General features: G+C 68.3%; 22 protein-coding genes. 9 read left to right on the plus strand and 13 right to left on the minus strand.

Annotation, left to right across the window (positions count from 1 at the left end; all coding sequences use genetic code 11):
- Positions 1–101 precede the first annotated feature (101 nt).
- Positions 102–1235, plus strand: a complete 1134-nt coding sequence (locus QQK43_RS07965) for an ABC transporter substrate-binding protein (RefSeq protein WP_284307334.1) — start codon at positions 102–104, stop codon at positions 1233–1235.
- A gap of 57 nt (positions 1236–1292) precedes the next feature.
- On the opposite strand, the gene QQK43_RS07970 is transcribed toward QQK43_RS07965, so the two are convergent.
- A complete protein-coding gene (locus tag QQK43_RS07970; RefSeq protein WP_234266385.1) occupies positions 1293–1730 on the minus strand; it encodes a universal stress protein in 438 nt (145 codons plus the stop codon).
- 427 nt (positions 1731–2157) lie between these two features.
- On the opposite strand from QQK43_RS07970, the gene ectA reads away from it, so the two are divergent.
- The 8 genes from ectA (at position 2158) to ehuA (ending at position 8530) form a co-directional block, all read left to right on the plus strand.
- Positions 2158–2688, plus strand: coding sequence for a diaminobutyrate acetyltransferase (gene ectA / locus QQK43_RS07975; RefSeq protein ID WP_284307335.1), 531 nt, complete (start codon positions 2158–2160; stop codon positions 2686–2688).
- 97 nt (positions 2689–2785) lie between these two features.
- Positions 2786–4051 (plus strand): diaminobutyrate--2-oxoglutarate transaminase, encoded by a 1266-nt coding sequence (gene ectB / locus QQK43_RS07980; protein WP_284307336.1) that lies wholly within the window; start codon positions 2786–2788, stop codon positions 4049–4051.
- Positions 4052–4072: 21 nt separating this feature from the next.
- On the plus strand, positions 4073–4462 hold the full coding sequence (locus QQK43_RS07985; RefSeq protein WP_234266388.1) for an ectoine synthase: 390 nt from the start codon (positions 4073–4075) through the stop codon (positions 4460–4462).
- A gap of 19 nt (positions 4463–4481) precedes the next feature.
- Positions 4482–5405 (plus strand): ectoine hydroxylase, encoded by a 924-nt coding sequence (gene thpD / locus QQK43_RS07990; RefSeq protein WP_234266389.1) that lies wholly within the window; start codon positions 4482–4484, stop codon positions 5403–5405.
- Positions 5406–5427: 22 nt separating this feature from the next.
- Complete coding sequence (ehuB, locus tag QQK43_RS07995; RefSeq protein ID WP_234266390.1) at positions 5428–6285, plus strand: ectoine/hydroxyectoine ABC transporter substrate-binding protein EhuB; 858 nt, start codon at positions 5428–5430, stop codon at positions 6283–6285.
- A 12-nt stretch (positions 6286–6297) separates the two neighbouring features.
- Positions 6298–7050, plus strand: coding sequence for an ectoine/hydroxyectoine ABC transporter permease subunit EhuC (ehuC, locus tag QQK43_RS08000; RefSeq protein WP_234266391.1), 753 nt, complete (start codon positions 6298–6300; stop codon positions 7048–7050).
- The gene (gene ehuD / locus QQK43_RS08005) at positions 7047–7727 is read left to right on the plus strand and encodes an ectoine/hydroxyectoine ABC transporter permease subunit EhuD (protein WP_234266392.1); all 681 of its coding nucleotides are present in this window, start codon (positions 7047–7049) and stop codon (positions 7725–7727) included. The genes ehuC and ehuD overlap by 4 nt, the downstream gene beginning before the upstream one ends.
- Positions 7724–8530, plus strand: a complete 807-nt coding sequence (gene ehuA, locus QQK43_RS08010; RefSeq protein WP_284307337.1) for an ectoine/hydroxyectoine ABC transporter ATP-binding protein EhuA — start codon at positions 7724–7726, stop codon at positions 8528–8530. Before ehuD ends, ehuA begins: the two co-directional genes overlap by 4 nt.
- A 19-nt stretch (positions 8531–8549) precedes the next feature.
- Here ehuA and QQK43_RS08015 read toward each other — a convergent pair whose 3' ends face one another.
- The 12 genes from QQK43_RS08015 to QQK43_RS08080 all read right to left on the minus strand — a co-directional run bounded on the left by QQK43_RS08015 (position 8550) and on the right by QQK43_RS08080 (position 18537).
- Positions 8550–9224 carry a 2-hydroxychromene-2-carboxylate isomerase gene (locus QQK43_RS08015; protein WP_284307401.1) on the minus strand — a complete coding sequence of 225 codons (675 nt, stop codon included), beginning with the start codon at positions 9222–9224 and terminating at the stop codon, positions 8550–8552.
- A 20-nt stretch (positions 9225–9244) separates the two neighbouring features.
- Positions 9245–9475, minus strand: a complete 231-nt coding sequence (locus QQK43_RS08020; protein WP_234266393.1) for a DUF1289 domain-containing protein — start codon at positions 9473–9475, stop codon at positions 9245–9247.
- 1 nt (position 9476) lies between these two features.
- Positions 9477–9998, minus strand: coding sequence for a YbaK/EbsC family protein (locus QQK43_RS08025; protein ID WP_284307338.1), 522 nt, complete (start codon positions 9996–9998; stop codon positions 9477–9479).
- A 31-nt stretch (positions 9999–10029) separates the two neighbouring features.
- Positions 10030–10695 carry a LysE family transporter gene (locus QQK43_RS08030; protein ID WP_284307339.1) on the minus strand — a complete coding sequence of 222 codons (666 nt, stop codon included), beginning with the start codon at positions 10693–10695 and terminating at the stop codon, positions 10030–10032.
- A 91-nt stretch (positions 10696–10786) separates the two neighbouring features.
- Positions 10787–11794: an Ldh family oxidoreductase gene (locus QQK43_RS08035; protein WP_284307340.1), complete on the minus strand. Its 1008-nt coding sequence runs from the start codon at positions 11792–11794 to the stop codon at positions 10787–10789.
- A gap of 82 nt (positions 11795–11876) precedes the next feature.
- Positions 11877–12785, minus strand: a complete 909-nt coding sequence (locus tag QQK43_RS08040; protein ID WP_234266397.1) for a hydroxymethylglutaryl-CoA lyase — start codon at positions 12783–12785, stop codon at positions 11877–11879.
- Positions 12786–12831: 46 nt separating this feature from the next.
- A complete protein-coding gene (locus QQK43_RS23405) occupies positions 12832–14868 on the minus strand; it encodes an acetyl/propionyl/methylcrotonyl-CoA carboxylase subunit alpha (RefSeq protein WP_348533525.1) in 2037 nt (678 codons plus the stop codon).
- Between the two features lie 34 nt (positions 14869–14902).
- Positions 14903–15532 carry a DUF3226 domain-containing protein gene (locus QQK43_RS08060; protein ID WP_284307341.1) on the minus strand — a complete coding sequence of 210 codons (630 nt, stop codon included), beginning with the start codon at positions 15530–15532 and terminating at the stop codon, positions 14903–14905.
- A 1-nt stretch (position 15533) separates the two neighbouring features.
- Complete coding sequence (locus QQK43_RS08065; RefSeq protein ID WP_284307342.1) at positions 15534–16484, minus strand: AAA family ATPase; 951 nt, start codon at positions 16482–16484, stop codon at positions 15534–15536.
- Positions 16485–16504: 20 nt separating this feature from the next.
- Entirely contained in the window at positions 16505–17215 is a 711-nt protein-coding gene (locus QQK43_RS08070; protein ID WP_284307343.1) for a DUF4126 domain-containing protein, read from the minus strand.
- Positions 17216–17245: 30 nt separating this feature from the next.
- On the minus strand, positions 17246–18031 hold the full coding sequence (locus tag QQK43_RS08075) for an enoyl-CoA hydratase/isomerase family protein (protein WP_284307344.1): 786 nt from the start codon (positions 18029–18031) through the stop codon (positions 17246–17248).
- A complete protein-coding gene (locus tag QQK43_RS08080; protein WP_284307345.1) occupies positions 18028–18537 on the minus strand; it encodes a DinB family protein in 510 nt (169 codons plus the stop codon). The genes QQK43_RS08075 and QQK43_RS08080 overlap by 4 nt, the downstream gene beginning before the upstream one ends.
- Position 18538: the final 1 nt, after the last annotated feature.

Here is an 18538-nt window from a genome sequence, read left to right on the forward strand (position 1 = left end):
TAGGAGCGCCGGGCGTCGGACCGCGCCCGCCCTACGTCATTCCCACAATCGCGGCGCTGGTGGCGCCGATAGACTCCGCCCATCCATTCTCGGGAGGTTCCATGTTCCGTTCACCGAAAGCCGGTTTTTCGTGCGCAGGCGTCTGGGCACTGGCCTTGAGCGCCCTGTTGTCCAGCCCGGCCTGGGCACAGCTGCGCATCGGCATGCCCTCGGGTTTCACCGGGTCGGTGGCCGCTGGCGTCAAGGAAAACGCCGAAGGCGCCCGGCTGTACCTGAACGCGGTCAACGCCCGTGGTGGCGTGCATGGCGAACGCATCGAGCTCATCACCGTGGACGACCAGTTCGACCCGAAAACGACGGTGGAAGTGGCCACCCGGCTCATCAACGAACAAAAAGTGCTAGCGCTGTTCCTGAACCGGGGCACGCCCCATGCGCAGGCCCTGCTGCCGCTGCTGACCGAAGCCCGGGTGCCGCTGGTGGGCCCCAGCACCGGCGCCATGGTGCTGCACGAGCCTGTGCACCCGTGGGTGTTCAACGTGCGCGCCACCTACCAGCGCGAGGCGGCCCGTGCCATCGAGCACCTGGCCCGCATCGGCATGGCCCGCATCGCTGTGCTGCAGACCGACGACACTTTCGGGGCCGACGCCTACGCCGGCGCCGCCAGGGGCTTTGCCCAGGCCAAGCTGGAGCCAGCGCTGCTGGCCAAGTTTCCCCGGGAAAAGCCCGACTTCACCCCGCTGGCCCGGCAGGTCGCGGCCCTGCAGGCGCAGGCGGTGCTGATCATTGCCTCGGCCGGCAACACGGCCGAAGCGGTCAAGGCCATCCGCGCGGCGGGTTCGCTGGCCCAGGTGGTCACCCTGTCCAACAACGCCAGCGACGGTTTCGTCAAACTGCTCGGCCCCCACGCCCGCGGGGTCATCGTGACGCAGGTGTTTCCGAACGAGCGCTCGATGACGTCACCGCTGATCCGCGAAGCGATGGATCTGGCCAAGGCCCAGAACCTGCCCGGCGTGTCGCCCGCGATGATGGAAGGCTTTGCCGCCGCCAAGGTGCTGGTGGAGGGCCTGCGCCGCGCTGGCCCCAAGCCCAGCCCCGAAGGCCTGCGCGATGCGCTGGAGGCCACCCGGGGCTTCAACCTCGGGGGCCTGAGCATCAGCTACAGCCCCACGAGCCACACCGGTCTGGACTTCGCCGACCTGTCGATCATCGACGGCTCGGGCAAGTTCCGGCGCTGAAAAAGGTGGGGCCATCGCCATCGCCCCGCCGCTGACGCGGGTCGCGAGGGCGATCCGTCAGCCCTTGACGATGAGCACCGGCATCTTGGCGTAGGTCAGCACCTTCTGCGCCACGCTGCCCAGGATCAGGGCCTTGACGCCCTGGCGCCCGTGCGAGGCCATGACGATGAGGTCGCAGCCTTCGGCCTGGGCCGTTTCGATGATGCCTTCGTACACCACGTTGCGTTCGATGGTGTCGCCGGCGAAGGGCACGCCGTCGGCCTTGCACACGGCGGCCAGCGCATCCAGCGCCTGGCCGGCTGCGGCCTTGGCTTCCGCCAGATAGGCCTGCAGACCGGCCGCTGCCGCGTCGCCGATGCCGATGTAGGGGAAGGGATCGATGACATAGACACCCACCACCTGGGCACCCTGGCTCTTGGCCAGCTGGACCGCTGTGGTGGCGGCCGCCGATGCCAGTTCCGAACCGTCGGTGGGCACAAGGATTTTCTTGAACATGGGAACAGGCCTCCTGTCGTGAAGAGCGATGAAACGGCGAACGGCCCGTGAGGACCGATGGGGCAATGGTAGCCGGGCTTCACGCGCACAGCCACTGCCGCGCCCACATCCCTTGCCCCGCATCAATCGCATTCGGCGCTGCGGCAGCACGGCATGCCGCACGGGTTGCGCTCGACTTTCAATGGGGTTAGACTGAAAAAAGCACAGGGCGCTCCGGCGCTTGTGTGCACAGGTCGAACGCCTCCTGCGCATACCGGCGCTGAGGGCTTCGGTCTTCTCGTTCAACGGCCATTGGGTCGCTTGAGTTCTTTTGTAGGTCCCCACAAGGGGGCCGACCGGCAGGCACACCGCCCTCGGGCAGTCACCCGCCGTTCGCCAGAAGCCGCTGCGCCACGCAGACCGGCTTCACCACAAACAAACCCATGGCATGACCCAGTCCGACAGGCCGACCTATACCCATTCCCTTTCCGTTCAATTTCGATCTGCCCGCCCGAGCGACGGGGCCGCAGCATGGCGCCTGGTGCGTGAGACCGGCGCGCTGGAGCTGAACTCCCCCTACTTCTACCTGCTGCTGGCGACCGATTTCGGCGACACCTGCCTGGTGGCCGAACACGACGGCCAGATGGTCGGGCTGGTCATCGGCTACCACCCACCGCGCGAGGCAGACACCGCCTTCGTGTGGCAGATCGGCGTGCTGCCCACCTACCGCGGCCAGGGGCTGGGCCTGCGGCTGCTGCAGGCCTGGCTGCAGTTGCCGGCCAACGCCCACTGCCGCTGGGTCACGGCCACCGTGGCCGAAGACAACGCAGCTTCACAGGCCGTGTTCCGCCGGCTCGCGGCCGAACACGGCACCGCCTGCTCGGTGCAGGCGCATTTCACCCCCGACCAGTTCCCGCAGGAACACCCGGCCGAACCCCTCTACCGGGTGGGGCCGATCGTGCGTGGCGTTCCTGCCTGAGCCTGAGCCACGCACGCCCGTGCGCCCGCCCTGCGGCGGGTTGCTTTGACGAGCGGGGTGTCCCCGGGGCATCCCACAAGAGAGAGTGAGACAGACCATGAATACGTTCGAGACGTACGAGTCCGAGGTCCGCGGCTACTGCCGCAACTTCCCCGCCGTGTTTGCCACGGCCAAAGGCGCCTGGATGACCGACACCACCGGCCGCCGCTACCTCGATTTCTTCAGCGGTGCCGGCGTGCTCAACTACGGCCACAACCCCGACAAGATCAAACAGGCCCTGCTGGCCTACCTGATGCGCGACGGCATCACGCACACGCTGGACATGTACAGCGAGGCCAAGGAAGCCTTCATCCGCCGCTTCCAGGACGTGATCCTGCAACCCCGTGGCCTGTCCTACAAGCTGCAGTTCCCCGGCCCGACCGGCACCAATGCGGTGGAAGCGGCGCTCAAGCTGGCGCGCAAGGTCACCGGCCGCGACCAGGTGGTGAGCTTCACCAACGCCTTCCATGGCATGACGCTCGGTTCGCTGGCGGTCACGGGCAACGGCTTCAAGCGCGCCGGCGCCGGCGTCAGCCTGAACCACACGGCCTCGGTGCCGTTCGACGGCTACCTCGGCAGCGAGGTCGACACGCTCGACTACTTCGAAGCCATGCTGGTGGACAACGGCAGCGGTATGGAACTGCCGGCAGCCGTGATCGTGGAAACGGTGCAGGCCGAAGGGGGCGTCAACGTTGCCGGCACGGCCTGGCTGCGCCGCCTGCGCGAGATCACCGCGCGCCACGGCATCGTGCTCATCGTCGACGACATCCAGGTCGGCTGCGGCCGCACCGGCCACTTCTTCAGCTTTGAGGAAGCGGGCATCGTGCCCGACATCGTCACGCTGTCCAAGTCCCTCTCGGGCTACGGCCTGCCGCTGGCGCTGGTGCTGATCAAGCCCGAGCTGGACCAGTGGACCCCCGGCGAGCACAACGGCACCTTCCGCGGCCATTGCCCCGCGTTCGTCACCGCCACCGCCGCGCTGGGCTTCTGGACCAACACCCTGCTGCAGGACGCCGTGACCAGCAAGGGCGACATGGCGGTCGAGCAGCTCATGCGCATGGTCAAGGCCCAGGGCCTGGACGCCACCGTGCGGGGCCGCGGCCTGATCCAGGGCGTGGCCTTCAGCGAACCGGGGCTGGCCTCGGCCATCTCGCAGGCCTGCTTCGAGCGCGGGCTGGTCATCGAGACGGCCGGCATCGACGACCAGGTGCTCAAGCTCCTGCCCAGCCTGACCATCAAGGAGGACGAACTGCAACACGGCCTCGACATCATCGAAACCAGCCTGCGCGCCGCCCTGAGCCGCGACCTGCGCAAAGCCGCCTGAAACCCCAAGGAGACATTGAACATGATCGTCAAACACCTCGAAGACATTCTGGGCACCGCCGCCGACGTGGACACCGAAGGCTGGACCAGCCGCCGCCTGATCTACCAGGACGCCGGCATGGGCTACTCGGTCAACGACACCATCATCAAGCCCGGCGCCGAGCTGGAGATGGAATACCGCAACCATTTCGAGACCGTCTACTGCATCGAAGGCGCGGGCGAGATCACCGACCTGGCCACCGGTCAGACCCATGCCATCCGCCCGGGCACGATCTACGCCCTCAACCAGCACGACCGCCACATCCTGCGCGCCAACAAGGGCACGCACATGCGCATGGTCTGCGTCTTCAATCCGCCGCTGACCGGCCGCGAAGTGCACGACGAAACCGGCGCCTACGCGCTGGCGGACTGAACCGAGGGAGGTCCACGCCATGAGCACCTTTACCCCGGCGCCGTCGGCGCCCACCACGCCCGACCGCTACCCGTCCCGCGTTTCGCCGCGGGCCCGCATCACGCCCCGCCTCGACCCGGTGGTCTATGGCAGCGCCGACCAGGGCCCGCTGAGCGCGCACCAGTTGCACTTCTACGAAGACAACGGCTACCTCAGCTTCGACGAACTGCTGAGCGACGACGACATCACCCGCTGCCTGAACGAGCTGGCGCGGCTGCGGGCCGATGAATCGATCAAGGAGGGCGACACCGCAGTGATCGAACCCGAGAGTCGGGAGCTGCGCTCCCTCTTTGCCGTGCACCGCAGCAGCGAGGTGCTCCGCGGGCTCTGCAACCACCCCAAGCTGGTGGCGATCGCGCGCCAGCTGCTGGGCAGCGAGGTCTACATCCACCAGTCGCGCATCAACTACAAGGGCGGCTTTCGCGGCAAGGAGTTCTACTGGCACTCCGACTTCGAGACCTGGCACATCGAAGACGGCCTGCCCGCGATGCGCACGGTCAGCTGTTCCATCAGCCTGACGCCGAACACGCCGTGCAACGGGCCGCTGATGATCATCCCCGGCTCGCACCAGCGCTATGTGTCCTGCGTCGGCGAGACGCCCGACAACCACTACAAGGCCTCGCTCAAGCGGCAGGAGGTGGGCGTCCCCGACGACGACAGCCTGACACAGCTGGTCAACGATTTCGGCATCGCCGCCCCCACCGGTCTGGCCGGGGCGGTGACCTTCTTCGACTGCAACGTGATGCACGGCTCCAACTCCAACATCACGCCGCTGCCGCGCAGCAACGTCTTCGTGGTTTTCAACAGCGTGGAGAACACGCCCGTCGCCCCCTTCTGCGGACTGCCGCCGCGCCCGGACTTCATCGCCGAGCGCACCGATTTCCGCCCCGCAGGCGGGCACTGATCCCCCCTCCCAGGAGCACACCATGTCACCCACCTCTCCCTTGCGCCGCGCCCTGCTCGCCCTGGCCGGCGCCAGCGCCCTGCTGGGCACCGGCATCGCGCACGCCGAGACCACGCTCGAACGCATCCAGAAACAGGGCTACATCCGCATCGGCTTCGCCAACGAAGCGCCCTACGCCTTCGCCACGCCCGACGGCAAGCTCAGCGGCGAATCGCCCGCGGTGTTCCGGCACGTCATGGACAAACTCGGCGTCAAGGAAGTCGACGGCGTGCTGACCGAATGGGGTTCGCTGATCCCGGGCCTGCGTGCCGGCCGCTTCGACGCCATCGTGGCCTCGATGTACATCACGCCCACCCGCTGCAAGCAGGTCATCTTCGCCAACCCGACCTACGGCATCGGTGAAGCCCTGATCGTGCAGAAGGGCAACCCCGATGGCGTCGGCAACTACGCCGACGCGGTGAGCAAGGGCAAGAAGATCGCCTTCGTGGCCGGCACCGCCGAGATCGAACACGGCAAGCTCGCCGGCATGGCGCGCGACCAGCAGGTGATCGTGCCCGACTTCGCCGCCGCCGTCGCCTCGGTCAAGTCCGGGCGCGCCTCGGCCGCCGCCTTCACGTCGCTGACCGCCCAGGACCTGGCCGCCAAGGACGAGGCCATCGAGCGCGCCGAACCCTTCACCTTCAGCCACGAAGGCAAGCTCTACAAGGGCGAGGGCTCGTTCGCCTTCCGCCAGGAAGACACCGCCCTGCGCGACGCGGTCAATGCCGAGCTGGCCAAGTTCCTGGGCACGCCGGAACACCTGGCCCTGGTCAAGCCTTTCGGCTTCGACGCGGCCAACCTGCCCGAGAAGACCGCGGCCCAGCACTGCGCCGGCGAATAAGCGGCACACCGCATGGCCGGCTCCGCGCCCCCCCACCGCCCCCAGGCCCTGCTCCTGGCCACCGGCCTGCTGGCGTTCGCCGCCGGCCTGGTGGTGGCCAGCTTTGCCGGCTTCCGCGACTTCCTGCCCGAGCTGCTGCGCGGCGCGCGGGTCACGGTCACCGTGGCGCTGGGCGGCGCGGTGGTGGCGGTGGCCGCGGCGCTGACCGCCGGCCTGCTGCGGCTGTACGGCCCGCGCCCGCTGCGCTGGCTGGCCACCGCCTACATCGAAACCTTCCGCGGCACATCGGCCCTGGTGCAACTGTTCTGGCTGTTCTTCGTGCTGCCGCACTTCGGCATCACGCTCGGCCCGATGGCCGTCGGCATCACCGCGCTGGGCCTGAACATCGGCGCCTACGGGGCCGAGGTGGTGCGCGGCGCCATCGGCGCGGTGCCCCGTGGCCAGTGGGAAGCGGCGCGGGCGCTGAACCTGAGCCAGGCCCAGACGCTGCGCCGCATCGTGCTGCCACAGGCCCTGGTGGCGATGATCCCGCCCTGGGGCAATTTGCTGATCGAGCTGCTCAAGGCGACCTCGCTGGTCTCGCTCATCACGCTCGCCGATCTCTCGTTCAAGGCGCAGCAGATCAACCAGAACACCTTGCGCACGGCCGAAGTGTTCGGCCTGGTCCTGCTCATGTACCTCGCCCTCTCGACCCTGATCACCCTGGGCATGCGCGCGCTGGAGCGCCGGGCGGCGCGTGGGCTGCGCCGCGGGAGAGCCGCATGACCCCGATCTGGGACGGGGGCTACGCGCGCGAGATCCTGCCCATCCTGGCCGAAGCCTCGCTGATCACGGTGCAGGCCACGCTCATGGGCTTCGCCCTGGCGCTGGTGCTGGGCCTGCTGTTCGCCGCCGGCCGCCTGTACGGCCCGCCGGGGTTGCGGCTGGCCTTCGGCGCGGTGGTGGAGTTCATCCGCTCCACGCCGCTGCTGATCCAGATCTTTTTTCTCTACTACGTCATGCCCGATTTCGGCCTGACACTCGACGCCCTGCCCACCGGCGTGCTGGCGCTGGGCCTGCACTACGGCGCCTACTGCGCCGAGGTCTACCGCGCCGGGCTGGACAACGTGCCCAAAGGGCAGTGGGAAGCGTCGATCGCGCTCAACCTCTCACCCTGGAACACCTTCCGCCGCATCATCCTGCCGCAAGCCATTCCCCCGGTGGTGCCGGCGCTGGGCAACTACCTGGTGGCCTTGTTCAAGGAGACCCCGCTGCTGTCGGTGATCGCGGTGCTGGAGCTGATGCAGACGGCCAAGATCCTGGGCTCCGAGAGCTTCCAGTACACCGAACCCATCACCCTGGTCGGCCTGTTCTTCCTGGCCTTCAGCCTGGTATCGGCCGCCCTCATCCAGCGCCTGGAGCGCCATCTGAACCGCCGGCCCGGTCGGCAACGCACCCCATGACCACCGACACCCCCGACCACGCCGCCGTCACCGCGCCCATGGTGCGTTTCGAGCGCGTCAGCAAGCGCTACGGCGAGCTCACCGTGCTCGACGGCCTGGACCTGGACATCGCGCCGCACGAGAAGGTCGCGATCATCGGGCCGTCGGGCTCGGGCAAGACCACCGTGCTGCGCATGCTCATGACGCTCGAACGCATCGACGAGGGCGTGATCTGGGTCGACGGCGAGCCACTCACCCATCGGCGGCGCGGCGAACAGCTGGTGCCGGCCGACGCTGCCCACCTGCGCCGCATGCGGGGCCACATCGGTATGGTGTTCCAGCACTTCAACCTGTTCCCGCACATGAGCGCGCTCCGGAACTGCATGGAGGCGCCGGTCACCGTGCTCGGCCTGCGTCCGGACGAGGCGCGCGAACGCGCCGGCGAGCTGCTGGCCATGGTGGGCCTGTCGGACAAGCTCGACCATTACCCGTCGCAGCTTTCGGGCGGCCAGCAGCAGCGCGTCGCGATCGCGCGTGCGCTGGCCATGCGGCCCAAGGTGATGCTGTTCGACGAAGTCACCTCGGCACTCGATCCCGAGCTGTGCGGCGAGGTGCTCAGCGTGATCCGCAGTCTGGGTGCACAGCACCAGCTGACCATGCTCATGGTCACGCACCAGATGGGCTTCGCGCGCGAATTCGCCGACCGCGTCTGTTTCTTCGACGCCGGCAAGATCGCCGAACAGGGCCCCGCGCAGGCCTTCTTTGAAAACCCGCAGAGCGAGCGCACGCGCCAGTTTCTGCGCGCGGTGATGGAAGCGGTCTGAGCCCTGGCGCCGGCGCCGCTCAGGGTCGGCGCTGCACCGCGGCGGGCAGCCGGCCCGGAGCGTCCCAGGCATCGGTGCCGAACCAGGCGCCACCGTCGAGGCAATCGCGCAGCATGGGCAGTGCGTCGAGCCCCCAGAACAGCCGCCCGCCGACCACCAGGGCCGGCACACCGAACACCCCTGCGGCCAGCGCGGCATCGGTGTTCTCGCGCAGACGCTGTTTGACCGCGTCGGTGTCCGGCGCCAGCCAGGGCCGGCCGCGCTGCGTCATGTGCTCCTGCAAACCGGCTTCGAGCGCGGCCAGGCGCTGCGGTGCCGTCGCGTCCCGCCCGCCCTGCCAGACGTGGCGAAAGAGCTGCTCGGTCACGTAGCGGCTGGTTTCGCCCGGCGCCTCATCGGTGGCGGTGGCCAGGCCCAGCCGCAGCAACGGCAAGGGGTTGAAGGGGTGTGCCGCCGGCAGGTCCAGCGCCACGCCGTGCTGCTGCGCCAGCCAGAGCACCTGGCGGTAGGTCCAGTCGCGCTTGCCGGGGATCTCGGCCGGCCCGAGCTGGCCGTTCGCCTTGAGCAGCGCCGCGAACAGCACCGGGCGGTAGCGGACCTGCACGCTCAGACCCTGCAGCGCCAGGGGCAGGCGCTCGAAGGCCAGACAGGCATAGGGCGAGATGGGGTCGTACCAGAACGTGATGTCGTGCAGGCGCGGGGCGGTGGCAGCGGTCATGTGGTGAGCTCCTGGCGGGCTTCGATCTGGGCCCAGATGGCCAGGCGCCGGGCTTCGTCCGCCTGGCCCCAACCGGCAATTTCGTCCAGCGTGCGCCAGCACCCCTGGCACCAGCCGGTGGCCGCGTCCATGCGGCAGACCCCGACACAGGGCGAGGGCACACCGGCCACCCCAGGGCGGCGGCGGGCATCGGCCAGCCGGAGCGGCGGGCGGGCGGCGTCCGCCATGTCAGGCGACCGGCGGCACGACCGTGACGTCGTGCACCGGCGCGCCGGTGAAACGCTGCAGGTCGTCCGGGGTGAGGCGGAACACGCCGTGCGGATGGCCAGCGGCGGCCCAGATGTCGGCAAAGCGGAACAGCTGGGCGTCGATCAGCGTGACCGGCGGCGTGCTGTGCGCCAGCGGCGACACCCCGCCGATGGAAAACCCGGTCTTGCCCTTGACGAATTCCGCATCGGCCCGGCCCAGCTTGCCCCCATCGGCACAGACGAGGGCCTGTACCTTCTTTTCGTCCACACGCAGGTCGCCCGAAGTGACCACCAACACGGCGGCCTCGTCGGATTTGCGCCGGAAGATGATGCTCTTGGCGATCTGCCCCAGCGCCACCCCCAGGGCGTCGGCCGCCTGCTGGGCGGTGCGGGCCGCGTCGTCCAGCATCACCGGGGCATGCGGGTGCCCGAAGGCCGCCAGCGCCGCCGCCACCCGCTGCATGCCGGCGGGCCAGGCCTCGGAAGAAACCGTGTCGTTCATGGTCGGGAATGGTAGCGGCACGGGCCCGGCGTCAGGCCATGCGCTTGACCATGAACAGGCTGGCGCCCATGGCCATGAGCACACCGCCGAACACGCGGTTCTGCGCCCGGCGCGCACGCGCCGTGGCCAGCCAGCGCTGCGCACGCGACGCCAGGAACGCGTAGCCGTGCATGACGATCACGTCGACCATGACCGTGGTCAGCAGCAGCACCAGCAATTGCATACCCAGCGAGCGCTGCGGATCGATGAACTGGGGCAGCACCGCCACCATGAAAACGATGCCCTTGGGGTTGGTCACGTTGGTGAAAAAGCCCAGCAGGAGCCGCGACCGCACCGGCGGAAGCCCGCGGGGTTCGGCCGCCGCAGCGGCGCTGGCCGGGTCCGCCCCGGCCTGGGCCGGTTCAGCGGCCGGCACCGGTGCGGCCCACTGCCGCCAGCCCAGCCAGAGCAGGTAGACCGCCCCCACCACCTTGACCACGGTGAATGCGGTGGCCGACGCCAGCAGCAGGGCCCCCACGCCCACACCGGCCACCAGCAGCACCACCGCCAAGCCCAGTTGCAGGCCCGCGATGGTGGCACTGGTGCGCCGCACGCCGTAGGCCAGCCCGTGCGTCATGGACAGCACCGCGCCGGAACCGGGCGAGAGAGCGATCACCCAGGCAGCGGCAAAGTAGGCGAGCCAGACGTGGAATTCCATGGAAAGTCAGCGGCAGAAAACGGACAGCCCGCCATGATGCCACCACCGCAGTGCGCGCGGGGCCCCTTGCCGGCTTGCCCCCACCTCTGGCTCAGCCCCGGCCCGCGAGCGGGTACAGGGCCTGGAGCACGGTGTCGGGCAGGTCCATGCCGGCTGCCGCGGTTTCGTGGCGCCGCGCCAGACGCTGGGCCCCGGGCAGCCGCACGCCGTCCTCGGCCAGCATGGCCGCGACCAGCGCTTCGATGCGCGCGTCGTAGGTGCCGTGCCCGGCCAGCGCGGCCGGGTTGATGAACAGGAACACCTGGCCCACGCGGGGCACCTCGCCTTCGGCGTCGAGCAGCGAACCGGCCTCGAAACCGAAGTGCGAGCCGGTGAGCGTGCCCACCAGCAGGTCGATCATCAGCGCCAGCAGCGTGCCCTTGAGCCCACCGGCCGGCACCATGGTGCCGGCGAGCCCGGCGCGCGGATCGGTGGTGGGCTGGCCCTCGGCATCGAGCGCCCAGCCCAGCGGGATGGATTGCCCTTCGCGCGCGGCCACCACCAGCTTGCCGCGCGCCACCGCCGACAGCGACAGGTCGATCAGCACCGGCTCGTGCCCGGGGCGCGGAAACACCGCCGCGATGGGGTTGGTGCCGAACAGGGCGCGCTTGCCGCCCCAGGCCGGCATGGCGGCCGGCGCGTTGCCCAGCACCAGCCCGACCAGCCCGGCATCCGCCACGGGCTGCAGGTGGTAGCCGGCCGCGCCGAAGTGGTGGCTGTTGCCCACCGCCACCAGCGCCACGCCCTGCTCGCGCGCCAGCGCAATGCCCAGTTCCACGGCCAGCCGGCAGGCCGGATAGGCCAGGCCCGTGCCGGCGTCGATCCACAGGGCTGCCCCCTGCGCGCGCCGGATCACGGGTTCGGCCCGGCCATCGGCGCGGCCGTTGCGCAGATGCGCGGCGTAGGCCGGGATGCGCGTCACGCCGTGCGACGCCAGGCCTTGCAGGTCGGCCTCGACCAACGCTTCGGCCGTCAGGCGGGCCATGGTGTCGTTGGCGCCAGCGCGGGCCAGTGCCTCGCGGGCGAGTTCAAACAGGTCGGAAGGGGTGATGTGGGCCAAGGGCGCTCCGTGCGGCAGTGATTCCAAGGGGCGCGATGCTAAGCCATGGGCCGGGCACCCGGCCACCAACCCCGGTGCGGGCTCAGCCCGCGCGCTTGGCCAGCAGCGCGCGCGCCACGCGCGAGCCGCTCGGGCGGCCCAGTTGCTCGCTGATGTACTGCCCGGCATCGACCAGCGCGTCGAGATCGATGCCGGTGTCGATGCCCAGGCCGTGCAGCAGGTAGACCACGTCTTCGGTGGCCACGTTGCCGGTGGCACCCTTGGCGTAGGGGCAGCCGCCCAGGCCGGCCACCGACGACTGGAAATTCCACACGCCCAGCTCCAGCGACGCCAGCGTGTTGGACAGCGCCTGCCCGTAGGTGTCGTGGAAATGCCCGCTGACCTGGTTGATGCCGAAGTGCTGCAGCGTGGCCTCGATGGCGGCCTGCACCTTGCGTGGCGTGCCCACGCCGATGGTGTCGGCCACATCGACGCGTTCGACCCCGATGCCTTTCATCAGGCCGGCAAGGTACGCGACGCGCTCGGGGGCGATGTCGCCCTCGTACGGGCAGCCCACGGTGCAGCTCATGGCCCCCCGCACCGCGATGCCGGCGGCCTTGGCCGCCGCGACCACGGGCGCGAAGCGCTCGATGCTTTCGGCGATGGAGCAGTTGATGTTGCGCTGGCTGAAGGCCTCGCTGGCCGCGCCGAACACCACGATCTCGTCGGGCTGGTCGAGCACGGCCGCCTCGTAGCCCTTGAGGTTGGGCGTGAGCACCGAGTAGCGCACCCCGGCCTGGCGGGCCATGCCCTGCATGACGGCGTGGTTGTCGGCCATCTGCGGCACCCATTTGGGCGAGACGTAGCTGGTCACCTCGATCTCTGTCAGGCCGGCCGTCTGCAGGCGCTGCACCAGCTCGATCTTGACCGCGGCCGGCACCGGCTGCTTTTCGTTCTGCAGGCCGTCGCGCGGGCCGACGTCGATGATCTGGACGCGGGAGGGGTAGCTCATGGGAAAGTCCTGGGGTTCGGGAAGGGAAGCCGGGCGCCGCCGCCGGTCATTGCAGCTTGAGCAGCTCCGCGCCTTCGGTCACCTGATCGCCGGGCGCATACAGCAGCTCGGCCACGGTGCCATCGGCCGGCGCGGCGATGGTGTGCTCCATTTTCATGGCTTCCATCACCGCCAGCGGCTGGCCCTTCTTGACCGCGTCGCCGGCCTTGACCGCGAAGCTCACCACCTTGCCCGGCATGGGCGCGGTCAGGCGCCCGCCCTCGGCCGCCGCTTCGCCCGCGTGGGCCAGCGCGTCCAGTTCCGTGATCACGGTGGCGCCGCGGTCGCCGAACACATGCACCGTCTCGTCGCGCTGCCAGGTCTGCACCGTCTGGCGCTGGCCGTCCCACTGCAGGTCCAGCCGCGTGCCGCTGTCGGCCGGCAGCGCCTGGAAGCGCAGGACCGCCGCTTCACCGCCCGCCACGGCGAGCTGCAGCGCGCCGTCGTGCAGGTAGGTCAGCTGTGCCGTCAGGGTTTCGCCCTGGTAGGCGAAATCGAAGCGGCGCCGCGCCAGGCCGAAGGGGCGCCAGCCGTCGGTGCGCGAGAAGGGGTCGGCGCCCTCACCGGCTTTTTCGTGCACCAGGGTCTGGGCCACGGCGGCGGCCACGGCCGTGTCGCGGCCGACCGGGTCCTGCTTGAACAGCACCGCGGCCTCGCGCGGGATCAGCGCGGTGTCGAGCCGGGCCTGGGCGAAGGAGCCGCTGCGCACCACGTGGCGCAGAAACTGCACGTTGGTCGCCAGGCCGATGATGCGGGTGTCGGCCAGCGCCGCGTCCAGCCGCGCCAGCGCCTGCTCGCGCGTGTCGCCGTGCACGATCAGCTTGGCCACCATGGAGTCGTAGAACGGGCTGATGGCGTCGCCCTCGCGCACGCCGTCGTCGAAACGCACGCCGGCCGCCGGGCCGGCCACGGGCGGCCGTTCGAAGCTCGCGTGCGCCGGCTTGCGGTAGACGTGCAGCTGGCCGGTGGCGGGCAGGAACTGGTTGTCGGGGTTCTCGGCGCAGATACGCGCCTCGATGGCGTGGCCGGTGATGCGCAACTGGTCCTGCGTGCACGGCAGCGGCTCGCCACTGGCCACGCGCAGTTGCCACTCGACCAGATCGAGCCCGGTGATGGCTTCGGTCACCGGGTGCTCCACCTGCAGGCGGGTGTTCATTTCCATGAAGTAGAACTTCATCTGCTCGGGGTGCTCGTAGCCGCCGGGCTGCTCGACGATGAATTCCACCGTGCCGGCGCCCACATAGTTCACCGCCTTGGCCGCGGCCACCGCCGCTGCGCCCATCTGCTGGCGCAGCGCGGGCGTCATGCCGGGTGCGGGCGCTTCTTCCAGCACCTTCTGGTGGCGCCGCTGCACCGAGCAGTCGCGCTCGAACAGGTAGACGCAGTTGCCATGCGTGTCGCCGAACACCTGGATCTCGATGTGGCGCGGGCGCTGCACGTACTTCTCGATCAGCACCGCGTCGCTGCCGAAGCTGTTGATGGCCTCGCGCTTGCAGCTCGCCAGTGCGGCCGCGAAATCATCCGCCTTCTCCACTGCGCGCATGCCCTTGCCCCCGCCGCCCGCGCTGGCCTTGATCAGCACCGGGTAGCCGATGCGGTCGGCCTCGCGCTGCAGCAGCGCCGGGTCCTGGTCTTCGCCGTGGTAGCCCGGCACCAGCGGCACGCCGGCCTGCTCCATCAGGCGTTTGGATTCGGCCTTCAGGCCCATGGCCTGGATCGCCGACGAGGGCGGGCCGATGAAGACCAGCCCCGCTTTCGCGCAGGCGTCGGCAAAGGCCTCGTTCTCGCTCAGGAAACCGTAGCCGGGGTGGATGGCCTGGGCGCCCGTGGCCTGCGCGGCCTCGATGATGCGTTCCCATTGCAGGTAGCTCTGCTTGGGCGCGCTGCCGCCGATGTGCACCGCCTCGTCGCAGGCGGCCACGTGCTTGGCACTGGCGTCGGCATCGGAATACACAGCCACGGTGCGCACGCCCAGGCGGCGGGCGGTGGCGGCGACACGGCAGGCGATTTCGCCGCGGTTGGCGATCAGGATCTTCTGGAACATGTGATTTCCTTACCCGGAAGCGGGCGGTGTTGGTTCAAGACAAGGATGTGTTCAACACCTCGTCGAGCAGCGTTTCGAAGTGTTGAACTACTCCACTCATGTGCTCGCGCACTTCTGCGTTCTGCGTCAATGCGACCCCAAAACGCGAATAAAAGGCCTTTTGCCCTGCGAGCCAAACATGACTCCACGCTTTGTCTTTTTGGGCGGTGGTCCAGGGAGTGGATGTCGGTGCCAAACAGGTTTCCCATGCATTTGCACAGAACGAGGCTGCGTCGCCCACATTGGCATATCTACGCACCAAGGTCTCCAGCGCCCCGACCGAATCTGGATCGGGCAGCACACGCTGCAGATAGGCGAAGCGATGTTGTTGCGCGATGGTGGGGAGCTCGCGAAGGAGCGCAAGGTCCGAGGCACCCTGCTCTTCAGCATCCAGCACCACGGCAACCAGTTGAACATCAGACCCACCAGACAAGAAACGAAGGTCGCCAAGCAAGATTGGCAAATTTGAGCGCCCTTTGGCATCAAGGAGCTCCACGTCTCCCTCGCCCAACCCGCGCTGCTCACGAATCCAGCCCAATATTTCGAACTCATCGCGCCCTTCGCACACGATCACGCGAGAGGACTGCAAAGGGCGGTCGGCGGTTTTCTGCAACTTGAAGGCCATCTCAACGAACCTCCCGCTCTTCGGCCATGAGCCGCAGCATACGTTCGCCGTCGATGCAAACCGCCTTCACGTCGTCTTCGTGCCGCTCCAGGCGAATGACCTGAAACATCTCAGGAGAATCTTCAAACTCTTCACATGCGGCGCGCAGACAATCCCAGCTGTGCGTGGTGATCAGAGACTGGACTTGACGCTCTAGGGCGACGGTCTTTATCCCTTTAAACAGGGTGGGCAGCGCGCTGTAGTGGATACCATTTTCTATTTCATCGATCAATGCGATTTCGGATTCAGAGACCAGCAATTCGGAGAATAAGTACACCAAACGGCTAAAGCCATGTCCCAAATGACTAAGAGGCAGGGCTTGTGGAAGGCCATCAAGCTCGGCATAGACACGCTGCTCCCCATCGGGAGCAATTGCATCCAGACTTTCTAGTCGAGGATCCACTGCTCGAAGCAGGGTCAAAAGCGCTTTTTTTCTTCTTGCAAGAATAACTTTTCCGAAAATCTCGACCAAGCGCATTTGTCCGGGCAAATAAAATGGGATTGCTGTACAGCGCCAACGATCAGACCCCCCAATAAACCAACCTTGAATGGCCTCCTTCAGCACTTTGGATTTCTCTCCGTAGAGAACGCCGCCAACCATAGATATAGGAAACGACGAGTGATCACGTCCTCTTGCCCCCAACGCCAAGCCGCGCCGATCACCAGAAAGTACGCACACGAACATTTGGGGATCAAGGAACGCCGTGTCGTACCTGCTCGTGTCCGCGCCTTCATTTGGTCGAAAAGCAGGCCCTGAATCGTGCGGCTTAAGCAACGCGGCAGCGTACACGGCCTCCAGCAGACTGGTCTTCCCTACGTTCTGCCCTCCAATGATCAGATTGACCATCCGAAACGGACCAATTGAGGTCTTCTTGAACCCTTTGAAGTTCTGGATCAGGACTGACTCAAGCATGTGTGTTCTCCAAGACGGAATCAGCCTGCGACTCTAGCCGAGCCCACAAACCAGTTGCGCAGGCGACGGAACGCCGCGCGCAGGAAGGTGAACAGCATCCAGGTGACGATCCACATCAGCACCAGGACGATGAGCAGCAGCACGCCGAAGAGCAACGGGTGGTGGGTGGCGAGCCAGATCGCGGCGACGACCAGCCCGTCTTCGACCAGGCTCATGCCGATGTTGGACAGGGGTTCGGGCGAGGTGTTGATGGCCGCGCGCGTGGTGGTCTTGGCGGCCTGGCTGCTGGCGGCCAGGGTGCCGCCCATCAGCGCCGCCACCAGCGCCATGGTGGTGTTGTCGGCGCCGAACACGCCCGCCGCCAGCGCGGCGCCGGCGGGCACGCGGATCACGCTGTTGACGATGTCCCACAGCGAATCCAGGCCGGGAATCTTGTCGGCGAAGAACTCCACGAACAGCAGCGCGCCGCTGGCCGCGAGCACGAGCGGGTGCTGCAGCACCTGCAGGCCCTCGGGCAACGGCATCCAGCCCACCGCGCCCAGGGCGCCCACCAGGAACACCACCGCATAGAGCCGGAAGCCGCTGACCCAGCCCAGCGCCGCAGCGAGCGCAAGCAGGCTGGGCATGTCCAGGTGGCTGGCGGCCGCCCCGACACCGTCGGCCACCTGGCCGCCGGCCTGGGTGCTCCAGCCCGCGATCCATGCCATCAAGCCGTTCCAGATGCTGTCCATACGCTGACCTCCTGTGAATGAAGGATCAGATTACCCCGCCAGCCAGGCCGGTTTGCGCTTTTGCAGAAACGAAGCCACGCCTTCGCGACCTTGTTCACTCGCGCGGATGTCGGCGATGCCTTCCACCGTCGCGGCGATCAGCGGGGCATCGATGGCGCGCCCGGCCACGTCCTGCACCAGCTTCTTGCAGGCCCGCACGGCGGCCGGGCTGGCGCTGACCAGCGCGGCCGCGAGTTCGGCCACCTTGGCCGCCAGCGCGTCGGCTTCGACCAGCTCGTGCACGAAGCCGATGCGGTGCGCCTCTTCGGCGCTGAAACGCTCGGCCGTGAGGAAGTAGCGGTGCGCCGCGCGCGCGCCCATGGCGCGGATGACGTAGGGGCTGATGGTGGCCGGGATCAGGCCCAGCTTCACCTCGCTCAGGCAGTAGGTGGCGGTGCGCACGCTCACCGCCATGTCGCAGGCCGCGACCAGGCCCATGCCGCCCGCGAACACGTCGCCCTGCACCGCGGCGATGGTCGGCTGGGGGCATTCGTAGATGGCCCTCAACATGGCGGCGAGCTGGCCGGCGTCGGCGATGTTTTCGTCGCGCGTGTAGTCGGCCATGCGGCGCATCCAGTTCAGGTCGGCACCGGCGCAGAAGGCCGGACCTTCGGCGGCGAGCACCACGGCGCGCACGTCGTCCCGGGCACCGACCGTTTCAAAAGCGGCCTTGAGTTGCTGGATCACGTCGTCGTTGAAGGCGTTGCGCACCTCGGGACGTGTGAGGGTGATGCGGGCGATGCGGTCCTGCACCGCCACGGTCAAGGCTGGGGTCATCGGGAAGCTTCCTCTTGCAGCAGGTAAACCAGATCCAGCTCGGGGCTGGCATGGCCGAGCGCGGTCAGCGCGGCGGTGATCTGGCCGCGGTGGTGCGTGCCGTGGTTGAACACGTGGGCCAACGTGGCGGCAAACGGCAGGCTGGCGGCCGTGCCACGCATGGTGGTGTAGGCCAGCACGCCGTCGAAACGCTCGGCGGGCCAGGTTTCGATCAGCGGGGCCCAGCGCGCCACGCCCGCGCGCAGCGCCTGCGCCAGCGCGGCGCGATCGGTTTCCACCTCGGCGTCCAGCGCCAGTTGGGGCGACACCCCTTCGGCAAAACGCCGGAACCACAGCCTGTGTTCGCCCACCAGCAGGTGGTTGAGCGTGCCGTGGATGCTCTTGAAGAACAGGCCCACGTCCTGGCGGTAGCCGGCTTCGGGCACGGCGGCCACAGCGTCCAGCAGGCGCTGCGTGGCCCACACGTTGTAGCGCGCCAGGGTCAGGAAGTGGTGGGTCGCGTGCATG

The organism is Hydrogenophaga electricum (genome assembly GCF_030160815.1).
Classification (GTDB): domain Bacteria; phylum Pseudomonadota; class Gammaproteobacteria; order Burkholderiales; family Burkholderiaceae_C; genus Hydrogenophaga; species Hydrogenophaga electricum.

Excerpts from the sequence above, each read along its gene's own strand:
- QQK43_RS08020 (WP_234266393.1), bottom strand. The coding sequence starts at position 9,475 with ATGGCGGACGCCGCCCGCCCGCCGCTCCGGCTGGCCGATGCCCGCCGC.
- QQK43_RS07985 (WP_234266388.1), top strand. The coding sequence starts at position 4,073 with ATGATCGTCAAACACCTCGAAGACATTCTGGGCACCGCCGCCGACGTG.
- QQK43_RS08070 (WP_284307343.1), bottom strand. The coding sequence starts at position 17,215 with ATGGACAGCATCTGGAACGGCTTGATGGCATGGATCGCGGGCTGGAGC.
- QQK43_RS07965 (WP_284307334.1), top strand. The coding sequence starts at position 102 with ATGTTCCGTTCACCGAAAGCCGGTTTTTCGTGCGCAGGCGTCTGGGCA.
- QQK43_RS08025 (WP_284307338.1), bottom strand. The coding sequence starts at position 9,998 with ATGAACGACACGGTTTCTTCCGAGGCCTGGCCCGCCGGCATGCAGCGG.
- QQK43_RS08065 (WP_284307342.1), bottom strand. The coding sequence starts at position 16,484 with ATGCTTGAGTCAGTCCTGATCCAGAACTTCAAAGGGTTCAAGAAGACC.
- ehuD (WP_234266392.1), top strand. The coding sequence starts at position 7,047 with ATGACCCCGATCTGGGACGGGGGCTACGCGCGCGAGATCCTGCCCATC.
- QQK43_RS07970 (WP_234266385.1), bottom strand. The coding sequence starts at position 1,730 with ATGTTCAAGAAAATCCTTGTGCCCACCGACGGTTCGGAACTGGCATCG.
- ehuA (WP_284307337.1), top strand. The coding sequence starts at position 7,724 with ATGACCACCGACACCCCCGACCACGCCGCCGTCACCGCGCCCATGGTG.
- QQK43_RS08060 (WP_284307341.1), bottom strand. The coding sequence starts at position 15,532 with ATGGCCTTCAAGTTGCAGAAAACCGCCGACCGCCCTTTGCAGTCCTCT.
- ehuB (WP_234266390.1), top strand. The coding sequence starts at position 5,428 with ATGTCACCCACCTCTCCCTTGCGCCGCGCCCTGCTCGCCCTGGCCGGC.
- thpD (WP_234266389.1), top strand. The coding sequence starts at position 4,482 with ATGAGCACCTTTACCCCGGCGCCGTCGGCGCCCACCACGCCCGACCGC.
- QQK43_RS08075 (WP_284307344.1), bottom strand. The coding sequence starts at position 18,031 with ATGACCCCAGCCTTGACCGTGGCGGTGCAGGACCGCATCGCCCGCATC.
- QQK43_RS23405 (WP_348533525.1), bottom strand. The coding sequence starts at position 14,868 with ATGTTCCAGAAGATCCTGATCGCCAACCGCGGCGAAATCGCCTGCCGT.
- QQK43_RS08030 (WP_284307339.1), bottom strand. The coding sequence starts at position 10,695 with ATGGAATTCCACGTCTGGCTCGCCTACTTTGCCGCTGCCTGGGTGATC.
- ectB (WP_284307336.1), top strand. The coding sequence starts at position 2,786 with ATGAATACGTTCGAGACGTACGAGTCCGAGGTCCGCGGCTACTGCCGC.
- ehuC (WP_234266391.1), top strand. The coding sequence starts at position 6,298 with ATGGCCGGCTCCGCGCCCCCCCACCGCCCCCAGGCCCTGCTCCTGGCC.
- ectA (WP_284307335.1), top strand. The coding sequence starts at position 2,158 with ATGACCCAGTCCGACAGGCCGACCTATACCCATTCCCTTTCCGTTCAA.
- QQK43_RS08080 (WP_284307345.1), bottom strand. The coding sequence starts at position 18,537 with ATGCACGCGACCCACCACTTCCTGACCCTGGCGCGCTACAACGTGTGG.
- QQK43_RS08040 (WP_234266397.1), bottom strand. The coding sequence starts at position 12,785 with ATGAGCTACCCCTCCCGCGTCCAGATCATCGACGTCGGCCCGCGCGAC.